Raw genomic sequence first — 20,829 nt, 5'->3', positions numbered from 1 at the left:
ATTTTCAGTAATGAACGCTAATCTCTTGCGCAGGGGCATGAATTTATGGCCCCCGTTCCTGGGTGCAGGCATTACGGTTGAGCATATCTCCAAAGACTTTCGTCATGCCAAGGTAGGTCTTAAGCATGGTCTATTGAACCGAAATATTATTGGCGTTCACTTTGGGGGTAGCCTATTTGCGATGACCGACCCCTTCTTTATGATGATGGTGTCTCAGAATATTGGTAAAGGCTATATCGTTTGGGATCAAGCAGCGAAGATTGAATTTCTCAAACCTGGCCAGGGTAAGGTTCATGCCAACTTTGAAATTACTCAAGAACAGCTAGATGACATCATCAGCTCTGCTGAGTCTGGCGACAAAGTACTCAAAGACTTTGTAGTCGATGTTAAAGACCAAAAAGGAGATGTTGTGGCACGCATCACCAAGACCTTATACATCCGCAAGAAGATCAAGAAAAGCTAACGTATATTGTTAGCCTATTTATTAATCGATTAGTTAATTTGCATAAGCAGGAGCATCAATTCTGCGCATCTCACCTTCAATCCAAGTTTCTACCTCCAGCTGTAACTGCTCTTCCGTTTTTCCTGCCACTGAGATCACCGGCCCAATAGAAAGCGTAATCACCCCCGGACGCTTTAAGAAGGTATTTCTAGGCCATATGGCGCCAGAGTTCTGCGCCACCGGAAGAATGTCAGTTTGGGTGCTAATAGCAAGGCGTACGCCGCCTTTTCTGTATGGCTTGAATGACCCACGCGGGGTTCGAGTACCCTCTGGATAAATGGCAATCCAACTACCCTCAGCCAAGACTACCTTACCCTGCTCATTGACTGTTGATCGAGCTTTCTCACGATCACCGCGATTAATGTGGATCATTTTTAACGAGGCCAGAGCCCAACCAAAAAATGGCACAAACAATAATTCTCTTTTGAATACAAAGCAAAGCTGTCTTGGGAAAAAGGCTGGGTAAATAAATGTCTCCCATGCCGATTGATGCTTACCCAAAATGATCAGGGATTTATTGGGGTCTTGAGGGATATTCTCAAAGCCTTCTATTTTGATATCAATTCCACAGAAAAATAAAAGCGCTTTCTGGGTTAAGCGGCACCAAAATACGCCCATCTGGTAACGCGCACCTCGACTCGTAAAGGGGATGGCCAAAATAATTGCGGTAGCAACAATGGTGACGGTTGTGAGACCAAATAGATAAAATAGGAAAGAACGAAGCCAAAGAATCACGATAATATTTTTACCAATAAAGAGCTAAAAACTTATTTTAAATGATTGGCCTTTACGAGATGATGCCTGGTAATGCTCATAAATCCCTTAATTCACGTCTTAGGATTTTTCCAACATTGGTTTTTGGTAAATCAGTGCGGAAAACAATATATTTAGGACGCTTATAGTTGGTAAGGTTCTCTTTACAAAATGCCAAGATAACTTCTTCTGTTAGAGATTGATCCTGCTTCACAATAAACGCTTTGACTGCTTCACCGGAATCTTCATCGGGTACACCAATAACCGCACACTCCAAGACGCCCGGTATCAAAGATAGGACCTCTTCCACCTCATTTGGGTAGACATTAAATCCAGAAACTAGAACCATGTCTTTCTTACGATCAACGATCTTCGTTAGTCCATCTGCATTCATGATGCCGATATCGCCAGATTTAAAGAAGCCATCCGATGTCATGACATTCTTAGTTTCTTCAGGCTTATTCCAGTAACCAGCCATTACCTGCGGACCCCGAATACAAATCTCACCAGGAGTGCCGAAAGGCACCTCAATGCCATCATCCCCCAAGATAATGACCTCAGTACCCGGCACTGGATAACCTATAAACCCCGTAAAGCTCTCGATTAAGGCTGAGTTCACGCAGGCGACTGGAGATGTTTCTGAGAGGCCATAGCCTTCAGCAATGGGAGCACCTGTCATTTCTTGCCAATGATCAGCAACCACCTTTTGCATTGCCATACCACCACCAATCGTTGCCAAAATATTAGGGAACTTCACAGAGGCAAATTCTGGTTTGTGCATCAATGCATTGAAGAGCGTATTAACACCAGGGAAAATATTGATATCAGGATGCTTCTTCAACAATTTAATGAAGCCATCAAAGTCCCGCGGGTTGGGGACTAAAACTAATAAACCGCCCTTACGCATACCCAATACTGCGCAGGCTGTTAGAGCAAAGATGTGATACATCGGTAGTGCGCACAAGAAAACCAATTGGTCTACTTGCTTGCGCTTTAATCCCGGCTCAAGCCATAACTCTGTCTGAATGACGTTAGAAAGAATATTGCTATGTAAAAGAATAGCGCCCTTAGATAAGCCTGTAGTGCCACCGGTATATTGCAAGAAGGCAATATCACTTAAAGAGGTATTGGGTTTGTTCCAGCGATGGCGACTGCCCTCACCTAGCGCTGCTAAGAAAGTAATGTGACCAGGCAAGTCCCACGCGGGTACGAGTTTTTTAACATTGCGCACTACAAAGTTAACTACAGAACCCTTCAGACCAATCATTTCGCCAAGGGAAGTAACGATAGTCTTTTTCAATGGCACGTCAGCGGCGATGTGTTGATAAACATGCGCAAAGTTTTCTAGGATAATTAGTGCTGAAGCACCGCTATCTTTAAGTTGGTACTCCAGCTCACGGGCGGTATAGAGCGGATTAACGTTAACTACTACATATCCAGCACGAAGAATACCGATCATTGCAATCTGAAACTGTAGAACGTTAGGCAACATGATTGCAACACGCGCACCAGGCTCTAAACCCAGGTTTTGCAAATAGGAGGCGAAGTGCTTGGAGTGTGAATCAAGCTCTCGGTAAGTTAAAAACTTATCCAGATACTCGCAGGCACGTCTATTTGGATATCGCTCAAAGGCTTCCTCAAACATATCCAGCAAAGAGTTATAGCCAGAGATGTCAACATCATGAGGAACACCCTCAGGATAGTGTTTTAACCAGGGTTTTGAGGGATTAACCATGAGTTACTTCCAGTCTCGATATAGTTTTATTTATAGTCAGAATGTTAAATCTGTATGACTCATTCTAATCATAGGAACAATAAATCTAAAGAAAAAGCCCTCTGCGATGAGAGGGCTTTGACTTAACAACTTACTGCAATTAGAAGCGGTAACCAACACCAACCAAAATATCGGTACCAACACCGCTAACAGTCATACCTTGCAGTTGAGTGCCTGTTGTAAGGGTTGCCGTTAAAGACTTTGTACCATAGGAAGCGTAGTTTACTTCTCCAAAAGCATAGAGTGATTGGGTGATCATTTGCTTGTAACCTAACCCTAAAGTGTAGCCAGTTAAATTAGTGCTTTGATATGCAAGAGTTGGGCCATTAAGTCCAATGGTGGCTCCTGTATAACCAACCTTAGCGTATGCTAAGCGGTCTTTGTCAATTGCATAGCCAGGCGTAAGAATGATGCTGTATAAGTTCTTAACGTTATAAGTTGCTGTACTACTTCCACCAGGTACTGGCAGCGTTCCGAGAGCTCCACTTATTGAAGTGTTCGCAACACTTAATTGTCCTGTTGCGGAAGAACTAGCACCTGGATAATAAGTTGCAGCAACTCCCAAAATCCAGGTTTCATTAATGCCAAAGTTATAGCCAGCAGCTATATTGGCCAGTCCAGTATTAACATTATTGACATTACTTGCTGACGCGCCTTGTGATACGTTAGCAGGGTATCCCAATGCGGTAAGAGGTGTGCCCGCAGGTACCCCAGGAATGCCGGCCGGAGCGACTGCGCTATTTTTGGTAACAGCAGTTCCACTTCCAATCTTGGGCACAAACATTCCATAGCCAACGCCAATTTGGCCGTATGCACCTTCCCAAGCATTTGTTTTTGCAGACTGTGCATGCGCACTTGTTGCGAATACTCCAGCCATTGCCAAAACTAAGGCGCTAATTTTTACTGTTTTCATTTGTGTCTTCCTGTGTTTATTTTGTAATAAATCTGTAACAACTCCCAGAATCTTAATTAACTTTGTTTGCATTTGGATCTCGGGTTTTCCCTCTATTTATTTTGCAGCGCATCAATTTTATTGGCCCAACAGATCGAAAACTTTGATTTAAGAGCCTAGATACTGGTTTCAAGATTAAATTAATGATGTAATATAAACGAACGATCGTATTATTTTTACAACATATTGCGTACATTGACATGTCCATTCAAGAATCAAGGGATTTACAAAGGGATGTAATTGAGCCCAAGAAAGGCGTTCAGACAAAGAACTCCATCATTGAGGCGGCTTTGGCTATTGCTAGCAAATCAGGGCTAGAAGGCTTGACCATCGGCAATATTGCAGAGGCTGTCAAAATGAGTAAAAGTGGTGTCTTCGCCCACTTTGGCTCTAGAGAAGAATTGCAGGTTGCGGTAGTGCGAGAGTATTACCAGCGATTTCAGGACCTCATCTTTTCACCCGCCCTTCTTAAACCCAAAGGCTTACCTCGCTTAAATCACATGATTCAGTCTTGGATCAAGATGAGCATTGGTGATGACAGTTCAAGCTGCTTCTTTATTGCCGGCGCCGTTGAATTTGATGACCAACCCGGCATTGTTCGAGATGAATTAGTGCGCAGCGTAGAAGACTGGCGTTCCGCAATCCGTCGTGCGATTAAAGAATCTATTGCAGCTGGGCACTTAAAGAAATCCGTAAATGTGGATACCCTACTCTTCCAGTTATATAGCATGGCCCTTGGCGTCCATCATGATTCGCGTTTTTTAGACAGCCCCAAATGTCTAGCCAATGCTAATAAGTTAATCAAAGATATCTTGAGCAGCAGTAAATCCAATTAATCTAAACCTTAATAGAAGAACACCATGCCTCAATACAACCCACCCCTCCGTGATATTCAATTTGTAATTCATGAACTCCTTGGTGCCGATAAGGAGTTTTCTGCACTACCTGCATATCAAGATGTTGATAAAGATACGATGAATCAAATCATCGAAGAGGCAGGTAAGTTCGCTAGCGAGATCGCCTTTCCTCTAAATCAGATTGGCGATAAAGAGGGCTGTACACGCCATGAGGATGGGTCAGTTACAACCCCTACCGGCTTTAAGCAAGCCTATGAACAGTATGTTGCGGGTGGGTGGCCTGCATTGTCGTGTGATCCAGTTTATGGTGGTCAAGGATTGCCGCAGTTACTCAATACAGTCTTGTATGAAACCCTCAACTCTGCCAATCAATCCTGGACGATGTACCCAGGTTTGTCGCATGGTGCTTACGAATGTTTACATGCGCATGGTACTGAAGAGCAGAAAAAAACTTATTTAGAAAAATTGGTTTCTGGTCAATGGACTGGAACGATGTGTTTGACTGAACCCCATTGCGGCACAGATCTTGGTTTGCTAAAGACTAAAGCGGAGCCTCAGGCAGATGGCACTTACTCCATCAATGGGACCAAGATTTTTATCTCCAGCGGAGATCATGATTTAGCTGAGAACATTGTTCATCTTGTTTTAGCACGTCTTCCAGACTCCCCAATTGGAAGCAAAGGAATCTCTTTGTTTGCGGTTCCGAAGTTTCATATTGGGGCTGATGGTTCAATTGGTAAACCCAATGAAGTGTCTTGTGGCTCCCTAGAGCATAAGATGGGCATTCATGGTAATGCTACTTGCGTCATGAACTTCGATGGCGCTATCGGCACTCTGGTTGGTGAGCCCCACAAAGGCCTTAATGCGATGTTCGTTATGATGAATGCAGCACGTTTGGGTGTGGGTATGCAAAGTCTTGGCTTGACCGAGGTGGCATATCAAAACTCTGCTGCTTACGCGAAAGAGCGTTTGCAGATGCGCAGCTTAACTGGTGCTAAGGCCCCCGAAAAGGCGGCTGATCCGATTATTGTTCATCCCGATGTTCGCAGAATGCTTCTTACTCAGAGAGCATATGCAGAGGCTGGCCGAGCGTTCTCCTACTGGGTGGCTCTCATGATTGATAAAGAGCTAAACCATCCAGATGAAAAGGTTCGCAAAGAAACGGGTGAAATGGTTGCCCTACTTACTCCAATCATTAAAGCCTTCTTAACTGATAACGCATTTACTGCTACCAACGAAGGTATGCAGGTATTTGGTGGTCACGGTTATATTGCTGAATGGGGCATGGAGCAATATGTTCGTGATGCTCGCATCAATATGATTTATGAAGGTACCAATACCATTCAATCACTGGACCTTTTGGGCCGCAAGGTCCTTGGTGATATGGGCAAAAAGCTCACCAAGTTTGGCAAAATCATCGAACAGTTCATCGAAGATGAAGGGGTTCGCAAGGATATGCAGGAGTTTATTGATCCACTTTCTGATATCGCCGTTAAGGTTGAAAAGCTTACTAAAGAAATTGGCATGAAAGCCATGATGAATCACGAGGAAGTGGGTGCTGCTGCCGTGCCTTACTTACGCGTTGTGGGTCACTTGATCTACTCGTATCTGTTTGCGCGAATGGCAAAAATTGCATTAGCGAATAAATCGAGCAATGACCCTTTCTATCAAGCAAAGCTAGCTACCGCCCGCTTCTACTTTGACAAACTCCTTCCTGAGACAGCCATGCTGATCCGTCAAGCACGTGCTGGCTCTAAATCGTTAATGGCTATGCCTGCTGATTTTTTCTGAGAGAACAAATATGAGTAATAACAAGATCATCAAAAAGGTAGCCATCTTAGGTGCTGGAGTCATGGGCGCTCAGATTGCTGCGCAATGCATAAACGTAGGTCTACCCGTAGTTTTATTTGACCTACCGAGCAAGTCCGAGGATGGTAAAACAGTCGACAAGAATGCGATTGCACTGAAAGCGATTGAGAATCTTAAGAAGCTGAAGCCTGCTCCACTAGGCTTATCTTCAGAAGCCAATCTCATTACGCCTGCAAATTACGAGGATGGCTTAGGTCTCCTGGCAGATTGCGACCTTATTATTGAAGCTATTGCTGAACGCCTAGATTGGAAGCACGCTCTTTATGAAAAAGTAGCTCCGCATATTCCGGCGCATGCTCTTTTTGCTACCAATACCTCAGGCCTTCCGATTGGCGAGCTTGCTAAAGGATTCTCTGGAGATTTAAAGAAACGTTTCTGTGGTGTGCATTTCTTTAATCCACCTAGGTACATGCATTTACTGGAACTCATTCCAGCGGCAGACACCGATCCCGCAGTATTGGATGCCCTAGAAACCTTTATGACCTCAACAATGGGTAAAGGGGTTGTGCACGCTAAAGATACGCCGAACTTTATCGGTAACCGTGTAGGTGTTTTCTCGATTCTGGCAGTCTTTGCTGAAGCGCAAAAGTTTGGTCTTGGCTTTGATGAAGTCGATGCCATTACTGGTAGTAAGTTAGGTCGCGCTAAGTCAGCTACCTTTAGAACTAGTGATGTCGTTGGTCTAGATACTATGGCTCATGTCATTAAGACTATGGAAAACGCATTACAAGGTGATTCCTTCTCTGCTTTGTTTAAAACTCCAGAGGTTGTTAGTCAGCTCATTGCCAAAGGTGCGCTAGGTCAAAAGACTAAAGCCGGCTTTTATCGCAAGGATGGTAAAAATGTTCTCGTACTGGATGCTGCCACTGGTGAATACAAGCCGTCTACCGCAACGATTGAACCGCTGATTGAGCGCATTCTAAAAAAACCAATTGCTGAACGCCTTGAGTTATTGCGTGAAACCGATGAGCCCCAGGCACAGTTCTTATGGGCTATCTACCGGGACATCTTCCATTACTGCGCGATTCACCTAGGTGATATTGCGCAATCAGCTCGAGAAATCGACTTTGCGATGCGCTGGGGCTATGGCTGGGATAAAGGTCCATTTGAAGACTGGCAAGCTGCTGGTGTAACGCAAGTGGCTAACTGGATTAAAGAAGATATTGATGCTGGCAAAACATTAAGCAAAGAACCCTTACCTGCCTGGCTCTTTAGTGGGCCGGTTGCCGATAAGCAAGCATTCCACACTCCTGAAGGTTCGTGGTCTGCATCTGAGAATAAATTTATTCCCCGCTCTGCTTTGCCGGTATATGAAAAGCAAGTATTTAGAGCACCGCTGCTAGGAGATGGTTCACCTGATCCTAGAACAGCAGGCACAACCATTTTTGAAAATACTGACTTGCGTGCTTGGGTCCACGCTAATCAGCCTGAGGTCTTGATTGCATCGTTCCGCTCGAAGATGAATACCTTTAGTCCAGACGTATTAAGCGGTCTACAAAAAGCTGTTGAGATTGCAGAAGCAAACTATGCGGGATTGGTGATATGGCAACCTACCTCATTAAAACTGGGCACTCCAGGAGGACCATTCTCTGCAGGCGCCAATTTAGAAGCTGCGATGCCAATGGTCATGAAGGGTGGCCCTGCTGGCGTGGAGCCTTTCGTCAAAGAGTTTCAAGACACCATGATGAAGATCAAATACTCACAAGTGCCTGTAGTTGCCGCAGTTTCTGGCATCGCATTAGGAGGTGGTTGTGAATTGGTTCTTCAATCAGCGCGTAGAGTTGCTGCTATGGAAAGCTATATCGGCTTGGTAGAAGTTGGTGTTGGCCTGTTACCTGCGGGTGGTGGACTCAAGGAAGCCGCCATTCGCGCCGCTCAAGGCGTAGCTCTTGCTGGCAATACCAATTACCTGGATTTCACCAAAGCTTCTTTTGAAAATGCTGCGATGGCCAAAGTCTCTTCATCCGCTCAAGAAGCAATGAAGATGGCTTACCTCCAAAAGGGTGACATTATTGTTGCTAACGTCTATGAATTGCTGGCGCAAGCACAAAATCAAGTAAAGGCTATGCGCTACTCCGGATATAGACCACCCATCCCAACTTTAATTCCGGTAGGTGGCCGTTCTGTTGCCGCCACCGTGATGGGTCAGGTAGTCAATATGCGTGATGGTGACTTTATCTCTGAACATGATGCTCATATTGCCAAAAAAATTATCGAGATTATTACTGGTGGTGATGTGGATGCAGGAACGCTAGTTACGGAAGAGTGGTTACTCAAACTCGAGCGTCAGGCTTTTGTGGAGCTCATTGGCCACCCTAAATCCATGGAACGGATTATGGGCATTCTTCAAACTGGCAAGCCTGTTAGAAACTAATTTACCGAGATATCACTATGAAAAATATTCAAGACGCATATATCGTTGCAGCCACTCGCAGTGCCGTTGGTAGATCTGGACGAGGCGCATTAAAAAATACTCGTCCGGATGACTTGCTTGGCAATGCCTTGCAACATATTCTGACGCAAGTCCCTACCCTAGATCCCAAGGCTATTGAAGATGCCATCATTGGGTGCGCTATGCCAGAAGGTCAACAAGGATTGAATGTGGCCCGTATCGGTTTACTCCTAGGCGGCCTACCCAATACTGTGGGCGGTATTACTGTCAACCGGTTCTGCTCATCCGGTTTAAATGCTATAGCTATGGCGGCAGACCGCATTCGGGTTGGTGAAGCAGATGTGATGATTGCCGGTGGTGTTGAGTCTATGAGTATGGTGCCTATGGGCGGCAACTCCCCCTCCATGTCACCAGAAATCTTTATGGGTGATGAAAATATTGGTATTGCTTATGGCATGGGCCTAACTGCTGAGAAAGTTGCACAGCAGTGGAAGATTAGTCGCGAAGATCAAGATGCCTTTGCATTCCATTCACATCAAAAGGCTATGGCAGCTCAAGTCGCCGGTGAATTTAATTCTGAAATCTTCCCTGTCAAGGTAGCCCATCGCTCGATGGATCTGGGTAAAGGTCAAGTAGATGTGCAGTGGCGTGAATTTTCTAAGGACGAAGGTCCACGTATAGATACCTCACTTGAAGGTTTGGCCAAACTGAAATCTCCATTCGCCGCAAGAGGTAGTGTTACTGCTGGCAACAGCTCACAAACTTCCGATGGTGTTGGTGCACTCATACTAGCTAGTGAAAAAGCAATTAAGACATTTGGCCTCACCCCTTTGGCACGTTTTGTGAGTTTTGCCGTTAAAGGTGTTGCCCCGGAGATTATGGGCATTGGTCCTAAGGAAGCAATTCCAGCCGCACTAAAACTGGCTGGACTCAATTTACAAGATTTAGATTGGATTGAATTGAACGAGGCTTTTGCAGCTCAATCATTAGCAGTCATCCGGGATCTTGGTTTGGATCAAAGCAAAGTCAATCCTTTGGGTAGCGCAATTGCACTTGGACATCCATTGGGTGCAACTGGTGCAATCCGTGCTGCCACAGCAATTCACGCACTACAGAGGCGCAATCTGAAGCATGCAATGGTAACGATGTGTGTTGGTACTGGTATGGGCGCTGCTGGAATATTTGAGCGTTGTTAATTGGCCTAATTCAAAATCTAGAGACTTCACAATGTTAAAAAAACAATTCATCCTATCGGCCTGCTTTTTTGGTCTGGTTGCTGGAAATGCCTATGCTCAAGCCGCCGACCCGGCTATTGGGGTTTGGAAAACGATTGACGACAAGACCAATGAGCCCTCTTCTTTAATCAAGATTGATGAAGTGAACGGGAAACTTGAAGGAACCATTATCAAAACCTTTCCAAAGTCCAATGAAAAGCCTTTGGTGTATTGCACGTTGTGCAAAGATGATCGCAAAGATAAGCCCATCCTTGGGATGAAAATCATGACTGATCTAAGGCGAGACAAGCCAGGTGTATGGATAGACGGCAGGATCTTGGACCCTGAAGAAGGTGAAATCTATCGAGTCAAAATTGCGACTGAAGACGGCAAGAAAATGGATGTGCGCGGCTACATTGGCATTCCATTGCTAGGTCGTACCCAAGTTTGGTACAAAGCTGAGCAGTAATCTACAGGTCATTAAGAAATTGATATGAGCAACCAACCTCTTCCAGAAGTTCTCCGCAAACATTTAGCAGATGGCAATTTACCCGTCATTGCTGCACCTCTTTTCATTATCAGCAATCCTCAATTAGTGATTGCCCAATGCAAAGCGGGTGTTATTGGCTCCATGCCCGCTCTCAATGCCAGACCAGCCGAACAGCTTGAAGAATGGTTGATTGAAGTTACCACTGCCTTAAATGCCTATAACAAAGAGCATCCGGAGAAACCTGCCGCACCATTTGCCATTAATCAAATTGTGCACAAAAGTAATGATCGTCTTGAGCATGATATGGCGCTATGCGTCAAATACAAAGTACCTATCATCATTACCTCGTTAGGTGCGCGTGAAGAAATTAATACCGCTGCACATAGTTATGGTGGCATCGTATTACATGACATCATCAACAATGCCTTTGCTAAAAAAGCCATTGAAAAAGGTGCTGATGGCTTAATTGCTGTTGCAGCTGGTGCTGGGGGACATGCTGGCATTAAAAGTCCTTTTGCATTAATTCAGGAAATTCGGGAGTGGTTTAAAGGCCCATTGGTACTGAGCGGCTCCATTGCAACAGGCGGCGCGGTTTTGGCTGCTCAGGCTATGGGCGCTGACTATGCTTATATTGGTTCAGCATTCATCGCCACCGAGGAAGCTCGTGCCAGTGATGCCTACAAGCAAGCGGTGGTTGATTGCAATTCAGACGATATTGTCTTGAGCAACCTATTTACCGGAGTATCTGGCAACTATTTAGCCCCTTCGATCCGCAACGCTGGTTTGGATCCGGATAACCTTCCAGAAAGCGATCCAAGCAAAATGAACTTCGGTGGCGCAGCTCAGAAAGCCTGGAAAGATATCTGGGGCTGTGGCCAAGGTATCGGGGCTGTGAAAGCGGTTACACCTACAGCGCAGTTCGTTGCTCGTTTAAAAGCTGAATATGATGAAACTAAAGCGAATTTACTTAATGGCGCAGCATAGATCACATGATTAATCATCATCTGTCAGACGGCATTCTTAAGATATTGCTGAACCGTCCTGAGAAAAAGAACGCATTTACCAATGCAATGTATCGTGAGCTTACACAGATACTCTTTGATGGAGATCAAAACCCTCAAGTGAAGGTGATGTTGATCTCTGGGGCTGGCAATGCCTTTTCAGCTGGTAACGATATTGCGGATTTCATGCAGTCGCCGATTACACATGAAGATGCGCCACCTATTAATTTATTAAAAGCTCTAGCAGGACTAACTAAGCCCTTAATCGCAGCGGTAGATGGTGTTGCAGTTGGTATCGGGGCAACCTTACTGTTTCATTGTGATTTAGTTTACGCCCAAAAGGATGCTCGCTTTATCTTTCCTTTTGTTTCCCTGGGTTTGGTACCAGAGGGTGCGGTCTCGTTATTGCTACCACGCCTCGTTGGGCATCAAAAGGCTTCAGAAATATTGCTTTTTGGTGAACCCATCAGCGCTGATGAAGCCCATCAAATTGGATTTGCAAACAAAATCATTGCCGAGCCATCCGCACTTCCTTATGCAGAGCAGCGGGCAAAAAAACTTTCAACCCTATCTTCTGGGTCCGTTTCACGAACGAAGTCTTTGTTAAAAGGTGGCGAGCTTAAGGCAGCAGTACTCAGTCAAATTGATATTGAGGGCAAACTATTTATTGATAGGCTTCATGGCCCTGCAGCTAAAGAAGCTCTAACTTCTTTTTTAGAAAAGCGTGCGCCTAATTTTGAAGGTCTAGATTAGCGACCTGCTCGGATCAGGTCTACCGCTTTTTCAGCGATAGCGATGATGGGGGCATTGGTATTGCCGCCGATGAGGGTTGGCATGATTGATCCATCAACCACTCTTAGGCTATCAATGCCATGAACTTTTAGGCTTGCATCAACCACCGCCATTGCGTCATGACCCATTTTGCAGGTGCCTACTGGGTGATAGACGGTATCCGCCCTCTCTCGAATAATCTTCCGAATATCATCATCTGTTTTTACGTTTGGTGTAAAAATATCCTTCGTGCGTATCTTAGTAAACGCGGGGGCATCCATGAGTTGTTTAGTTAGCTTATAACCTTTGACTAAGGTTTCCAAATCTTCCTCTTCGACCAAGAAAGCAGGATCAATTAAGGGCGCATCTTTCATGCCGTTACTAGCTAACGTTACTTGCCCTCGGCTCTTGGGCCTCAAAACGCATACATGGCAGGAATAGCCATGGGCCATATGCAATTTACGAGCATGATCCTCAACCAGACTGACTACAAAATGCAACTGGACGTCGGGCGCCTCAAGGCTGGGGTCGGTTTTAAGGAAGCCACCGGCCTCTGCAAAGTTGGTAGCAATCATCCCTTCACGCGAACGGATGTACCTCATAATTTCGCCAGTCAATTTAACAGTGCCCCCTAAAGAGACGCCGATCAGATCAAGACTATCTGCAGAATATCCAAATATAAAATCTGGATGGTCTTGGAGATTTTGACCTACGCCGGGCAAATCATGAATGACCGGCACATTGAATTTCCTTAACTCTTGAGCTGGCCCTACTCCCGAAACCATCAGCAATTGCGGTGAATGGAAAGCACCAGCACACAGAATGACTTCCTTATTAGCGCGAATGATGTGCTGCTTACCGCCTTGGCTATAGCTAACGCCAACAGCGCGTTTACCCTCGAACAAAATTCGCTCAACCTGCACACCGGTTTGCACATTTAAATTTGTCCGCTTACCCATATGTGGATGTAGATAGCCACGTGCCGTACTCCAGCGCTCTCCGTTTTTATGGGTAACCTGATAGATCCCTAACCCCTCTTGCTCGGCACCATTGAAATCATCTGTAACTGGGAAGCCAGCTTCTATGGCTGCATTTAAATAAATTTGCTGAAAGGGATTGTGCGACTGTAGATTCGATACGGATAACGGACCATCATTCCCATGGAAGGAATTCTTGATTGAGGTGTTATTTTCACTTTTCTTGAAATACGGTAAAAGTTCATCATACGACCAGCCTGTATTACCGAGTGCCGCCCAGTGGTCGTAATCGCAACGATGACCTCTGGTGTAAATCATCGCATTAATCGCCGAAGAGCCGCCTAAGCACTTACCTCTGGGTTGATATCCTCTACGACCATTTAAGCCCTTCTGAGGTACCGTTTGAAAAGCATAGTTATTAATTGATGTTGGCAACATCGCCACAGCAGCTGCAGGTGTTTTAACCACCCAACTGTCACCCTTACCACCAGCTTCTAGTAATGTAACGCTAGCGCCAGCATCCTCGCTAAGTCGCCCAGCTATGACGCTTCCAGCCGAACCACCCCCAATAACAATGTAATCAAATTCATGAGTATTCACTAAACATTACTCCTGGATATCTATGAGACAAACACTATTGGCAAACGCTATTTACACAATATATCCTGAATTCGATCCAGGAAAAGGTCTTGGCCATGATGGACTTTAGACTGCCAGTCATCGCCTGAATTCTCATTGGCCTCATCAGTGATATATTTAAATGATTGCCATGGTATGTGGTGCTCATGTGCGATTGCAGCAATTGCGAATAACTCCATATCGACAACATCAACACCTTGACTATGCAACCAAGGATCGTATGCCGTCACAAAGCTATCGCCAGAGCCACAGATAAATTTTCCGGTAGATACATACTCTTGTGGCCTTGCGCAAAAAGGAGTGCTTCCGCGTGGCGCTAATGGCTCGGCATCCATATCACGTTGAATGACCTTACCAATCTCCAGCAAGCCTTGCAATTCTGATTTGATTTTTCCGGCAGTGCCAAAGTTCAAGATTCGTTTTGGAGAGTATTGATGTATTGCTTTGATACTAGTCATGGCAGCATTAATTTTACCAATGCCGGAATACACAATCTCGACGCCCTGAGGCAATGATTCACGCTTGAGCTCGGACTCTAATGCGGTAATAATGAGGAGTTCTGTTTTCATATTGGCTGGCGATGAATTTATTAGATTATCTACCCGGGGTCCCTGATTTTCCAAAACCCGGCGTTCTTTTTAGGGATATATCCCCCTTATTAGCCAATCCAATTGCCTTTAAAGAGGCAATCCGACAGTTAGATGAGCTTGCCCAACAATTTGATTACACCCATATTCTAGGGATTGAATCCCGCGGTTTTATCTTTGGCTCTGCTCTAGCCCACCACGCACATAAGGGCTTAGCGCTAGCCAGAAAGCCTAACAAACTGCCTTTAGCTAGCCATCGCGAAACTTATGGCCTAGAGTATGGAAATGATTCTTTAGAGATTCAACAATCCACCTTACCTAAGGGTGCCAGAGTATTATTGCTTGATGATGTTCTAGCAACTGGCGGAACCTTAGTTGCAGCCGATAAATTAATTCGTAGCGCTGGCTTTGAAATGTGTGGCGCAATTACTTTGCTAGAAATTACATCCTTAAATGGGGGCGAGCTGTTAAATCAAGCGGGCATTCGCCATCAGTCTGCATTAAAAAGTTAGACCAGTTTTTTAGCGCTCTTGATAATCTTCATAGCGCCCCAACCCACTGCAAGCGCCTTGCTTGCAAACCTAGGCTTGTAATGGGCCAATGCTGCAAATGCACTAGTCCACACAATGGGGTTGCTTCTCAAGAAGTTAACAGTATCAACCCCTTTATCAACCCATGAGAGTGGCTTTTCCCAAGCCTCAAAATATTCGGCAAAGTCTTTACGCTCACGATGCGCCTGATGTTTTAACTCCTGTTGGCGCAACTCTAGCTCTTTTAGTTTGGCACTCATTTGGATAAGGCTTCGCGATCTTTTGCCAATTCAGCAATCGAGGCTTCAAATAATTTAGGCATCTTACGGAGTGATTGCAAAATCAAGGCTGCCAGAATCAAACCGACTGATAAAAAGGCTCCGGTCAATAAACCCAAAGCCAACATTCGGTCAGATTCCCAGCTGTAAATCACTATTAGCAGAGCCAACATTACTAAGCCAAAGAATAAAAAGAATAAGGCGCTCACGATCATTGCTAACAAGCTAATGAATTTACTTCTGGCAATCTGAACGTCAACCGATAAAAGCTCTAAACGGGTTTGGGCTATCGATGCTCCAGTGGAAGCAAGGCCTTTAATGGAAGAAAGTATGTTTTCTTGAGACATATCGATCTAGCGACGTCCAATGAACAAGCCAATCAGCAAACCTAAGCCAGCTGCAACACCTACCGCCTCCCAAGGATTACGATGCACAAAATCATCCGCATCTTGAGCAGCTACCTTCGCTTTATCAAGAATCTTGCCCTCGACACCTGAAAGACTCTCTTTGGCGCCTGCGAGAGTTTCCAGGGTCTTATTACGAATGGAGCTAATAGCAGCACCTGGATGATCTTCGGTTGCTTTGATTAAGGCTTCAGCATCAGCCATGAGAGCTTTAAATTCACCAATGAGGCTTTCTGCACTAGCTTGCTTTTCATCATGTAAATCTACATGGTCGAGTTTTTTAGCGGTCATATGAATGCTTTCCCAATAGATAAGGCATAAATACCAATACTCCTATTCTAAGCACTTCTAGCCTGAGATCCCAGCAATAAAACGGTCATTCCGGCATTACCTTCTTTGAAGCGCTTGAGATAACGCTTTAGGCCAGGACGGCGCTTTAATAAGGCATGATAGGCCTCGCTACCATATCCGACGTCTTCGCCAAAATGATACTCATCAACTCGGTCAGAGTAACGGTTATTTTCCAAGGCATCATGAATAGCCCACTTGATTCGGCCACCCTCGCCGCTTGACCCATACCCATGAATCAACACAATAGCTTTAATACCTACCTCTAATGATTTTCGTAGGTAGTCTGTTATCCGATCTAACGCCTCGTCAACATAAGGTCCATCTTGCTTAATATTGAGTTCAACCGTATCTGAACTCAATATGGGCAAGTTGATAGAACCGCAATGCGGACATTGATTGAACAATGCCCGCATATTTCCACAATCAGGACATTCAGCGTTATGAGCCACTTTATTAAATTAGGCTGAATTCCTTAAGAGCAGTACTTACCTTCCAAACTTCTTACATCGGTTGTCTTATCGTCAACCATGAGATTCAAGGTCTTTTGGGCTAGATCACGATTTTCTGGTGTTTTGAGACTCGCGTTAATCAATGTAGCGACATCTTTGCGAATGGAAGTATTGCCATAACGTAGTCCTTTCAAAGTGGATACCGCTTCAGCAGATATCTTGCATTGCTGATTTACCAACTCAGAAGAATCTGACGGCGATGTATTCGCATAAGCGAATGCAGCAACAGAGATTGTTACAGCTGCTAATAGAGTCTTTTTCATCTTAGTTCCTTATTTTGTGACCACACGTTGGACAACAACCCACTTCTTTCGCCTTTGTCTTTCTAAGGGCGGCATACACACTGGATTCTGAAATCTGCATCTTTCTGGCTGCTTGAGCAGCAGTCATACCCTTCCCCACCCACTCCAAGGCTTGATGTGTTTTTGGTATCTGTCTCTTCATTTCATCTCCCAGTAGCAACACTATATCACAACATCTGAAGTTGTGAAGTTGTGAACTATAACTATATTCTAGCGAGATACCCTAATAAAAGGGTTCTGGGATTGCAACTTTGACTGCGGCTTTATTGGGGTGTGCGTGCCGCTTTGGTGTTATAAATACTGAATAAATAAAATTAGGGTCTTAAGGATTGTCTTTAGGCTCCCTAGATATTGGAGAAGACCCATGTCCTTACATTTCACGCCTAAAAAAGACTTGTTGACTTTTCTTGCAGCCTTCATAATGGCTACTGCGATCCCGGCCTCAGCGCAATCTACAGCTGCTTGGCCTACCAAACCCATCAAAATTATTGTTGGCTATTCGGCCGGTGGCGCTACTGATGTATTAACTCGCCTGGTATCGGTAGGTATGGGCAATACCCTAGGTCAATCTATCGTCGTAGAAAACCGTCCTGGTGCTAATAGCAACGTCGGCGCTGAAATTGTGGCTCGCTCGCCTGCTGATGGATACACCCTCTATGCCTTCTCAATTGCTAATACCATTAACGCAACGCTCTACCCAAATCTGAGCTATGACCCTATTAAAGATTTTGAGCCGATTGGCATGATTGCTAAGATTCCGAATATTTTGGTAGTTAATCCAAATCTTCCAGTAAAAACGCTTTCAGAATATGTACGCTATGCCAAAGACGCTAAAGATGGTGTAACCTTTGCCTCCTCTGGTAGCGGCTCATCCATTCACCTCTCTGGTGAAATGTTTAAGATGCAGGCAAAAATTCAAATGCTGCATATCCCCTACAAAGGTAGCGCTCCTGCGGTAACTGATTTGCTTGGCGGTCAAGTGGAGTCCATGTTTGATAATGCGCCTTCTGCATTACCTCATATCAAGGCTGGAAAGCTACGCCCAATTGCTGTGACTAGCGCTCAACGCTCGCCATTCCTACCTGATGTTCCGACTATTGCTGAATCTGGCTATCCTGGTTTTGATGTGCAATCTTGGTTTGCATTGGTTGCTCCTGCGGGAACGCCAAAGCCAATCATCACTCAATTAAATGCTGCCTTAAATAAGGCCCTCAACTCACCTGAAGTTAAACAGCGCCTTCAAGAATTGGCCGCAACACCAGAGCCTGGATCTCCAGAAAAAATGGCTGCTTTTGAAGCGACCGAAGTTAAACGCTGGCGTGATGTTGTAAAGGCTTCTGGCGCTAAAGCAGAATAATTCATTATGTTTCCGATTGATTTTTTTTGGAGGGCCGTACAACGCTGGCCCGATCGCATTGCCATTGACACACCGAGTGGCCCGATTCATTACGCCACCTTAGCGAAGCGTGTCAAAGCATTATCAGCAGGGCTCACCGCTTTAGATCCTAGTCTTCAGAGTCGGGTAGCTATTTGCGCTGGTAATAGCGCTGATCACATTACTGCCTTATTGGCTATTTTGGCTTGTGGCAAAGTATGGGTTCCACTCAATCCCAAAAGCACCCATCCTGAGATTCAACGCATTATTAATATCACTGAACCTTCTATTGTGATTTTGGATGCCACCAATCAAGCTTTACTTAAAGGCGCTCAGGGTGCATGGATTTATACAGGCGCTGACTCCGGTACATCTGCGCGCAGTATGGATGAGTTAATTCATTTGCACGAGGATGCGCCGCAACCTTCTTTTGAGTTACCTTTAGATGCGATTCAGGCTATCAAATTTACTGGTGGCACTACGGGGGCCCCTAAAGGCGTAATGCAACCTTACCGCGCTTGGATGGCAAACATTAGCAATCAAATTCAGGTCTGGGGATTTGACGAGCATGAGCGCTATGTTGTTGCGGCACCTATTACTCATGGCACATCTACCTATATCGTTCCTATCTTGGCACAAGGTGGATGCCATGTGATTTTGGATGGCGCAGGCGCTGAAGTTGTGAGAACAGCTTTCCGTGAACGTCGCGGCACAGTCTGCTTTATGCCTCCAACCTTGGTTTATATGTTGATGGCATTGCCCAATGCATCTAGAAACGATTTTCCAAAGTTACGAAGACTCATTTATGGCGGCGCCCCAATGCCTCCAGAACAAGTTCGCAAGGTGCGGGATTTCTTTGGGCCTGTTTTAGGCACCACCTATGGCCAAACTGAAGCCCCACAAATTTTGACAGTCATGCGTCCAGAGGATTTTGAGGACCCAAATAATTGGGCAGCTGTTGGCAGGCCTACCTGGTTTAGTGATGTGGCCATCATGTCTCCCGAAGGAGAAATACTGCCTACCGGTGAAATTGGTGAAGTGGTTGCTCGTGGCGATCTACTTATGAATGGCTATTGGCGCATGCCTGAGAAAACAGCTGAAACCATTATTGATGGTTGGCTACATACCGGTGACCGCGGTTTGATTGATGAACGAGGATTTTTATATCTCAAAGATCGCCTCAAGGACATCGTGATTACTGGTGGGTTCAATGTGTATCCGGTTGACGTTGAAAATGCTTTAAGTCAGCACCCTGCTGTTCACGAATGCCTCGTCTTTGGACTTCCCGATGATAAATGGGGTGAAACCGTTCAAGCAGCCGTGCAATTACATCCAGGACAAAAGGCGGATGAAGCAGAGCTCATTGCATTTGTACGTAATCTCCTTGGGCCAGTACAAACTCCAAAACACGTTCACTTCTATGACAGCTTGCCTCGCTCTAATGTGGGTAAATTACTCAAGAGTGCGGTGATTCAAAAACTTCAAACGCCTAATTAGACGTTATTAAATACTTTTAGATTATGACTACCAAAAAAACTCCTGTTACTAGCTTGTGTACGCATACCCTGACTAGCCTGCACTACCGTGATGCAGATTTAGTAGAAGATTTGATGGGCAAGAAAACATTTACCGAAGTCATGTTGATGCAGATTCTGGGTAGAGAGCCTCGTGGTGTTGATATTCGTATTACAGATGTAGTGCTGATTGTGTTGATGGAGCATGGCTTAACACCGAGTGCGATCGCCACACGCTTGATCTATATGAGCGCCCCAGAGAACCTTCAAGGCGCAGTATCAGCTGGCTTGCTCGCTGTTGGCAGCTCCTTTATTGGCACAATGGAGAACTGCTCTGCTTTACTAGATAGAATCATCGCATCCAAAGACCAATACGCTGAAGCTCTTTCGATTGCGCAACAATACAAGAGCATTAAAGGCGCCGTTCCAGGTTTTGGTCATCACCTTCATAAGCCAGTAGATCCTCGCGCCTATAAGTTATTAGATATGGGTCGTGCCGAGAAGGATCTCAAAGGCGATCATATTCGTGCGCTCGAGACTTTATCTAAAGCAGTAGATGAGGTAGCTGGCCGCCCTATTATCATCAATGCTACTGGTGCTGTTGCCGCCCTCCTTGGTGAGATTGGTATTCCAACCGCAGTGATGCGTGGGTTTGCCGTCATTTCCCGCTCAGCTGGTTTAGTAGCTCATATTGTGGAAGAGCAACAAAGTCCATCCGGCCGCTTTATTTGGGACACTATTGAGCATGCTATTCCGTTTGTGGATGGCGCCAATAAAATTGGCTAATG

The 20,829-nt window shown here is 45.2% G+C and carries 22 protein-coding genes; 12 read left to right on the top strand and 10 right to left on the bottom strand.

Features of this window, described 5'->3' with window-relative positions; translation table 11 throughout:
- The first annotated feature begins 10 nt into the window (after nucleotides 1-10).
- Complete coding sequence (locus tag ICN39_RS06640) at nucleotides 11-463, top strand: DUF4442 domain-containing protein (RefSeq protein WP_255532338.1); 453 nt, start codon at nucleotides 11-13, stop codon at nucleotides 461-463.
- Between the two features lie 33 nt (nucleotides 464-496).
- On the opposite strand, the gene ICN39_RS06635 is transcribed toward ICN39_RS06640, so the two are convergent.
- The 3 genes from ICN39_RS06635 to ICN39_RS06625 form a co-directional block, all read right to left on the bottom strand.
- Complete coding sequence (locus ICN39_RS06635) at nucleotides 497-1,234, bottom strand: 1-acyl-sn-glycerol-3-phosphate acyltransferase (RefSeq protein WP_216233288.1); 738 nt, start codon at nucleotides 1,232-1,234, stop codon at nucleotides 497-499.
- 79 nt (nucleotides 1,235-1,313) lie between these two features.
- On the bottom strand, nucleotides 1,314-2,990 hold the full coding sequence (locus ICN39_RS06630) for a long-chain-fatty-acid--CoA ligase (RefSeq protein WP_216233262.1): 1,677 nt from the start codon (nucleotides 2,988-2,990) through the stop codon (nucleotides 1,314-1,316).
- A gap of 139 nt (nucleotides 2,991-3,129) precedes the next feature.
- Nucleotides 3,130-3,942 carry an outer membrane protein gene (locus tag ICN39_RS06625; protein WP_216233261.1) on the bottom strand — a complete coding sequence of 271 codons (813 nt, stop codon included), beginning with the start codon at nucleotides 3,940-3,942 and terminating at the stop codon, nucleotides 3,130-3,132.
- A gap of 239 nt (nucleotides 3,943-4,181) precedes the next feature.
- Between ICN39_RS06625 and ICN39_RS06620 the strand changes: the two genes are divergently transcribed.
- From ICN39_RS06620 to ICN39_RS06590, 7 genes are read left to right on the top strand one after another with little or no spacing between them, the layout of a single operon-like run.
- Entirely contained in the window at nucleotides 4,182-4,817 is a 636-nt protein-coding gene (locus tag ICN39_RS06620) for a TetR/AcrR family transcriptional regulator (protein WP_216233260.1), read from the top strand.
- A 24-nt stretch (nucleotides 4,818-4,841) separates the two neighbouring features.
- On the top strand, nucleotides 4,842-6,629 hold the full coding sequence (locus ICN39_RS06615; RefSeq protein WP_216233259.1) for an acyl-CoA dehydrogenase C-terminal domain-containing protein: 1,788 nt from the start codon (nucleotides 4,842-4,844) through the stop codon (nucleotides 6,627-6,629).
- A gap of 10 nt (nucleotides 6,630-6,639) precedes the next feature.
- On the top strand, nucleotides 6,640-9,081 hold the full coding sequence (locus ICN39_RS06610; RefSeq protein WP_216233258.1) for a 3-hydroxyacyl-CoA dehydrogenase/enoyl-CoA hydratase family protein: 2,442 nt from the start codon (nucleotides 6,640-6,642) through the stop codon (nucleotides 9,079-9,081).
- A 17-nt stretch (nucleotides 9,082-9,098) separates the two neighbouring features.
- Nucleotides 9,099-10,295, top strand: coding sequence for an acetyl-CoA C-acyltransferase (locus tag ICN39_RS06605; protein WP_216233257.1), 1,197 nt, complete (start codon nucleotides 9,099-9,101; stop codon nucleotides 10,293-10,295).
- A 31-nt stretch (nucleotides 10,296-10,326) separates the two neighbouring features.
- Nucleotides 10,327-10,782 (top strand): DUF2147 domain-containing protein, encoded by a 456-nt coding sequence (locus ICN39_RS06600; protein ID WP_216233256.1) that lies wholly within the window; start codon nucleotides 10,327-10,329, stop codon nucleotides 10,780-10,782.
- Between the two features lie 24 nt (nucleotides 10,783-10,806).
- Nucleotides 10,807-11,787: a nitronate monooxygenase family protein gene (locus ICN39_RS06595; RefSeq protein WP_216233255.1), complete on the top strand. Its 981-nt coding sequence runs from the start codon at nucleotides 10,807-10,809 to the stop codon at nucleotides 11,785-11,787.
- A gap of 5 nt (nucleotides 11,788-11,792) precedes the next feature.
- Nucleotides 11,793-12,557 carry an enoyl-CoA hydratase gene (locus ICN39_RS06590; protein ID WP_216233254.1) on the top strand — a complete coding sequence of 255 codons (765 nt, stop codon included), beginning with the start codon at nucleotides 11,793-11,795 and terminating at the stop codon, nucleotides 12,555-12,557.
- On the opposite strand, the gene ICN39_RS06585 is transcribed toward ICN39_RS06590, so the two are convergent.
- Both ICN39_RS06585 and ICN39_RS06580 read right to left on the bottom strand, forming a co-directional pair.
- Nucleotides 12,554-14,152, bottom strand: a complete 1,599-nt coding sequence (locus tag ICN39_RS06585; protein WP_216233253.1) for a choline dehydrogenase — start codon at nucleotides 14,150-14,152, stop codon at nucleotides 12,554-12,556. The two genes, ICN39_RS06590 and ICN39_RS06585, sit on opposite strands and share 4 nt — an antisense overlap.
- Nucleotides 14,153-14,199: 47 nt before the next feature.
- Nucleotides 14,200-14,760: a 5'-methylthioadenosine nucleosidase gene (locus ICN39_RS06580; protein WP_216233252.1), complete on the bottom strand. Its 561-nt coding sequence runs from the start codon at nucleotides 14,758-14,760 to the stop codon at nucleotides 14,200-14,202.
- Nucleotides 14,761-14,771: 11 nt separating this feature from the next.
- Here ICN39_RS06580 and ICN39_RS06575 point away from each other — a divergent pair, with 11 nt between their 5' ends.
- The gene (locus ICN39_RS06575; protein ID WP_216233251.1) at nucleotides 14,772-15,290 is read left to right on the top strand and encodes an adenine phosphoribosyltransferase; all 519 of its coding nucleotides are present in this window, start codon (nucleotides 14,772-14,774) and stop codon (nucleotides 15,288-15,290) included.
- Here the strand turns inward: ICN39_RS06575 and ICN39_RS06570 are convergent.
- From ICN39_RS06570 to ICN39_RS06550, 5 genes are read right to left on the bottom strand one after another with little or no spacing between them, the layout of a single operon-like run.
- Complete coding sequence (locus ICN39_RS06570) at nucleotides 15,287-15,568, bottom strand: YqjK-like family protein (protein WP_216233250.1); 282 nt, start codon at nucleotides 15,566-15,568, stop codon at nucleotides 15,287-15,289. The two genes, ICN39_RS06575 and ICN39_RS06570, sit on opposite strands and share 4 nt — an antisense overlap.
- A complete protein-coding gene (locus ICN39_RS06565) occupies nucleotides 15,565-15,933 on the bottom strand; it encodes a phage holin family protein (RefSeq protein WP_216233249.1) in 369 nt (122 codons plus the stop codon). The genes ICN39_RS06570 and ICN39_RS06565 overlap by 4 nt, the downstream gene beginning before the upstream one ends.
- Nucleotides 15,934-15,939: 6 nt before the next feature.
- A complete protein-coding gene (locus ICN39_RS06560) occupies nucleotides 15,940-16,281 on the bottom strand; it encodes a YqjD family protein (RefSeq protein WP_216233248.1) in 342 nt (113 codons plus the stop codon).
- Between the two features lie 47 nt (nucleotides 16,282-16,328).
- Nucleotides 16,329-16,754, bottom strand: coding sequence for a Smr/MutS family protein (locus ICN39_RS06555; RefSeq protein WP_216861009.1), 426 nt, complete (start codon nucleotides 16,752-16,754; stop codon nucleotides 16,329-16,331).
- 59 nt (nucleotides 16,755-16,813) lie between these two features.
- Nucleotides 16,814-17,113 (bottom strand): hypothetical protein, encoded by a 300-nt coding sequence (locus ICN39_RS06550; RefSeq protein ID WP_216233246.1) that lies wholly within the window; start codon nucleotides 17,111-17,113, stop codon nucleotides 16,814-16,816.
- Nucleotides 17,114-17,516: 403 nt separating this feature from the next.
- Here ICN39_RS06550 and ICN39_RS06545 point away from each other — a divergent pair, with 403 nt between their 5' ends.
- Genes ICN39_RS06545 through ICN39_RS06535 form a run of 3 tightly spaced genes read left to right on the top strand, consistent with a single transcriptional unit; the run spans nucleotide 17,517 to nucleotide 20,827 of the window.
- Complete coding sequence (locus tag ICN39_RS06545; RefSeq protein ID WP_216233245.1) at nucleotides 17,517-18,509, top strand: tripartite tricarboxylate transporter substrate binding protein; 993 nt, start codon at nucleotides 17,517-17,519, stop codon at nucleotides 18,507-18,509.
- 6 nt (nucleotides 18,510-18,515) lie between these two features.
- Nucleotides 18,516-20,024, top strand: a complete 1,509-nt coding sequence (locus ICN39_RS06540) for a class I adenylate-forming enzyme family protein (RefSeq protein ID WP_216233244.1) — start codon at nucleotides 18,516-18,518, stop codon at nucleotides 20,022-20,024.
- A gap of 23 nt (nucleotides 20,025-20,047) precedes the next feature.
- Complete coding sequence (locus tag ICN39_RS06535; protein ID WP_216233243.1) at nucleotides 20,048-20,827, top strand: citryl-CoA lyase; 780 nt, start codon at nucleotides 20,048-20,050, stop codon at nucleotides 20,825-20,827.
- The last annotated feature ends 2 nt before the right edge of the window (nucleotides 20,828-20,829 follow it).

The organism is Polynucleobacter sp. AP-Reno-20A-A9, assembly GCF_018882085.1.
Taxonomy (GTDB): Bacteria; Pseudomonadota; Gammaproteobacteria; order Burkholderiales; family Burkholderiaceae; genus Polynucleobacter.
The sequence above is the reverse complement of the archived record's forward strand: the minus strand, read 5'-3'. Positions and strand labels throughout refer to the sequence as shown.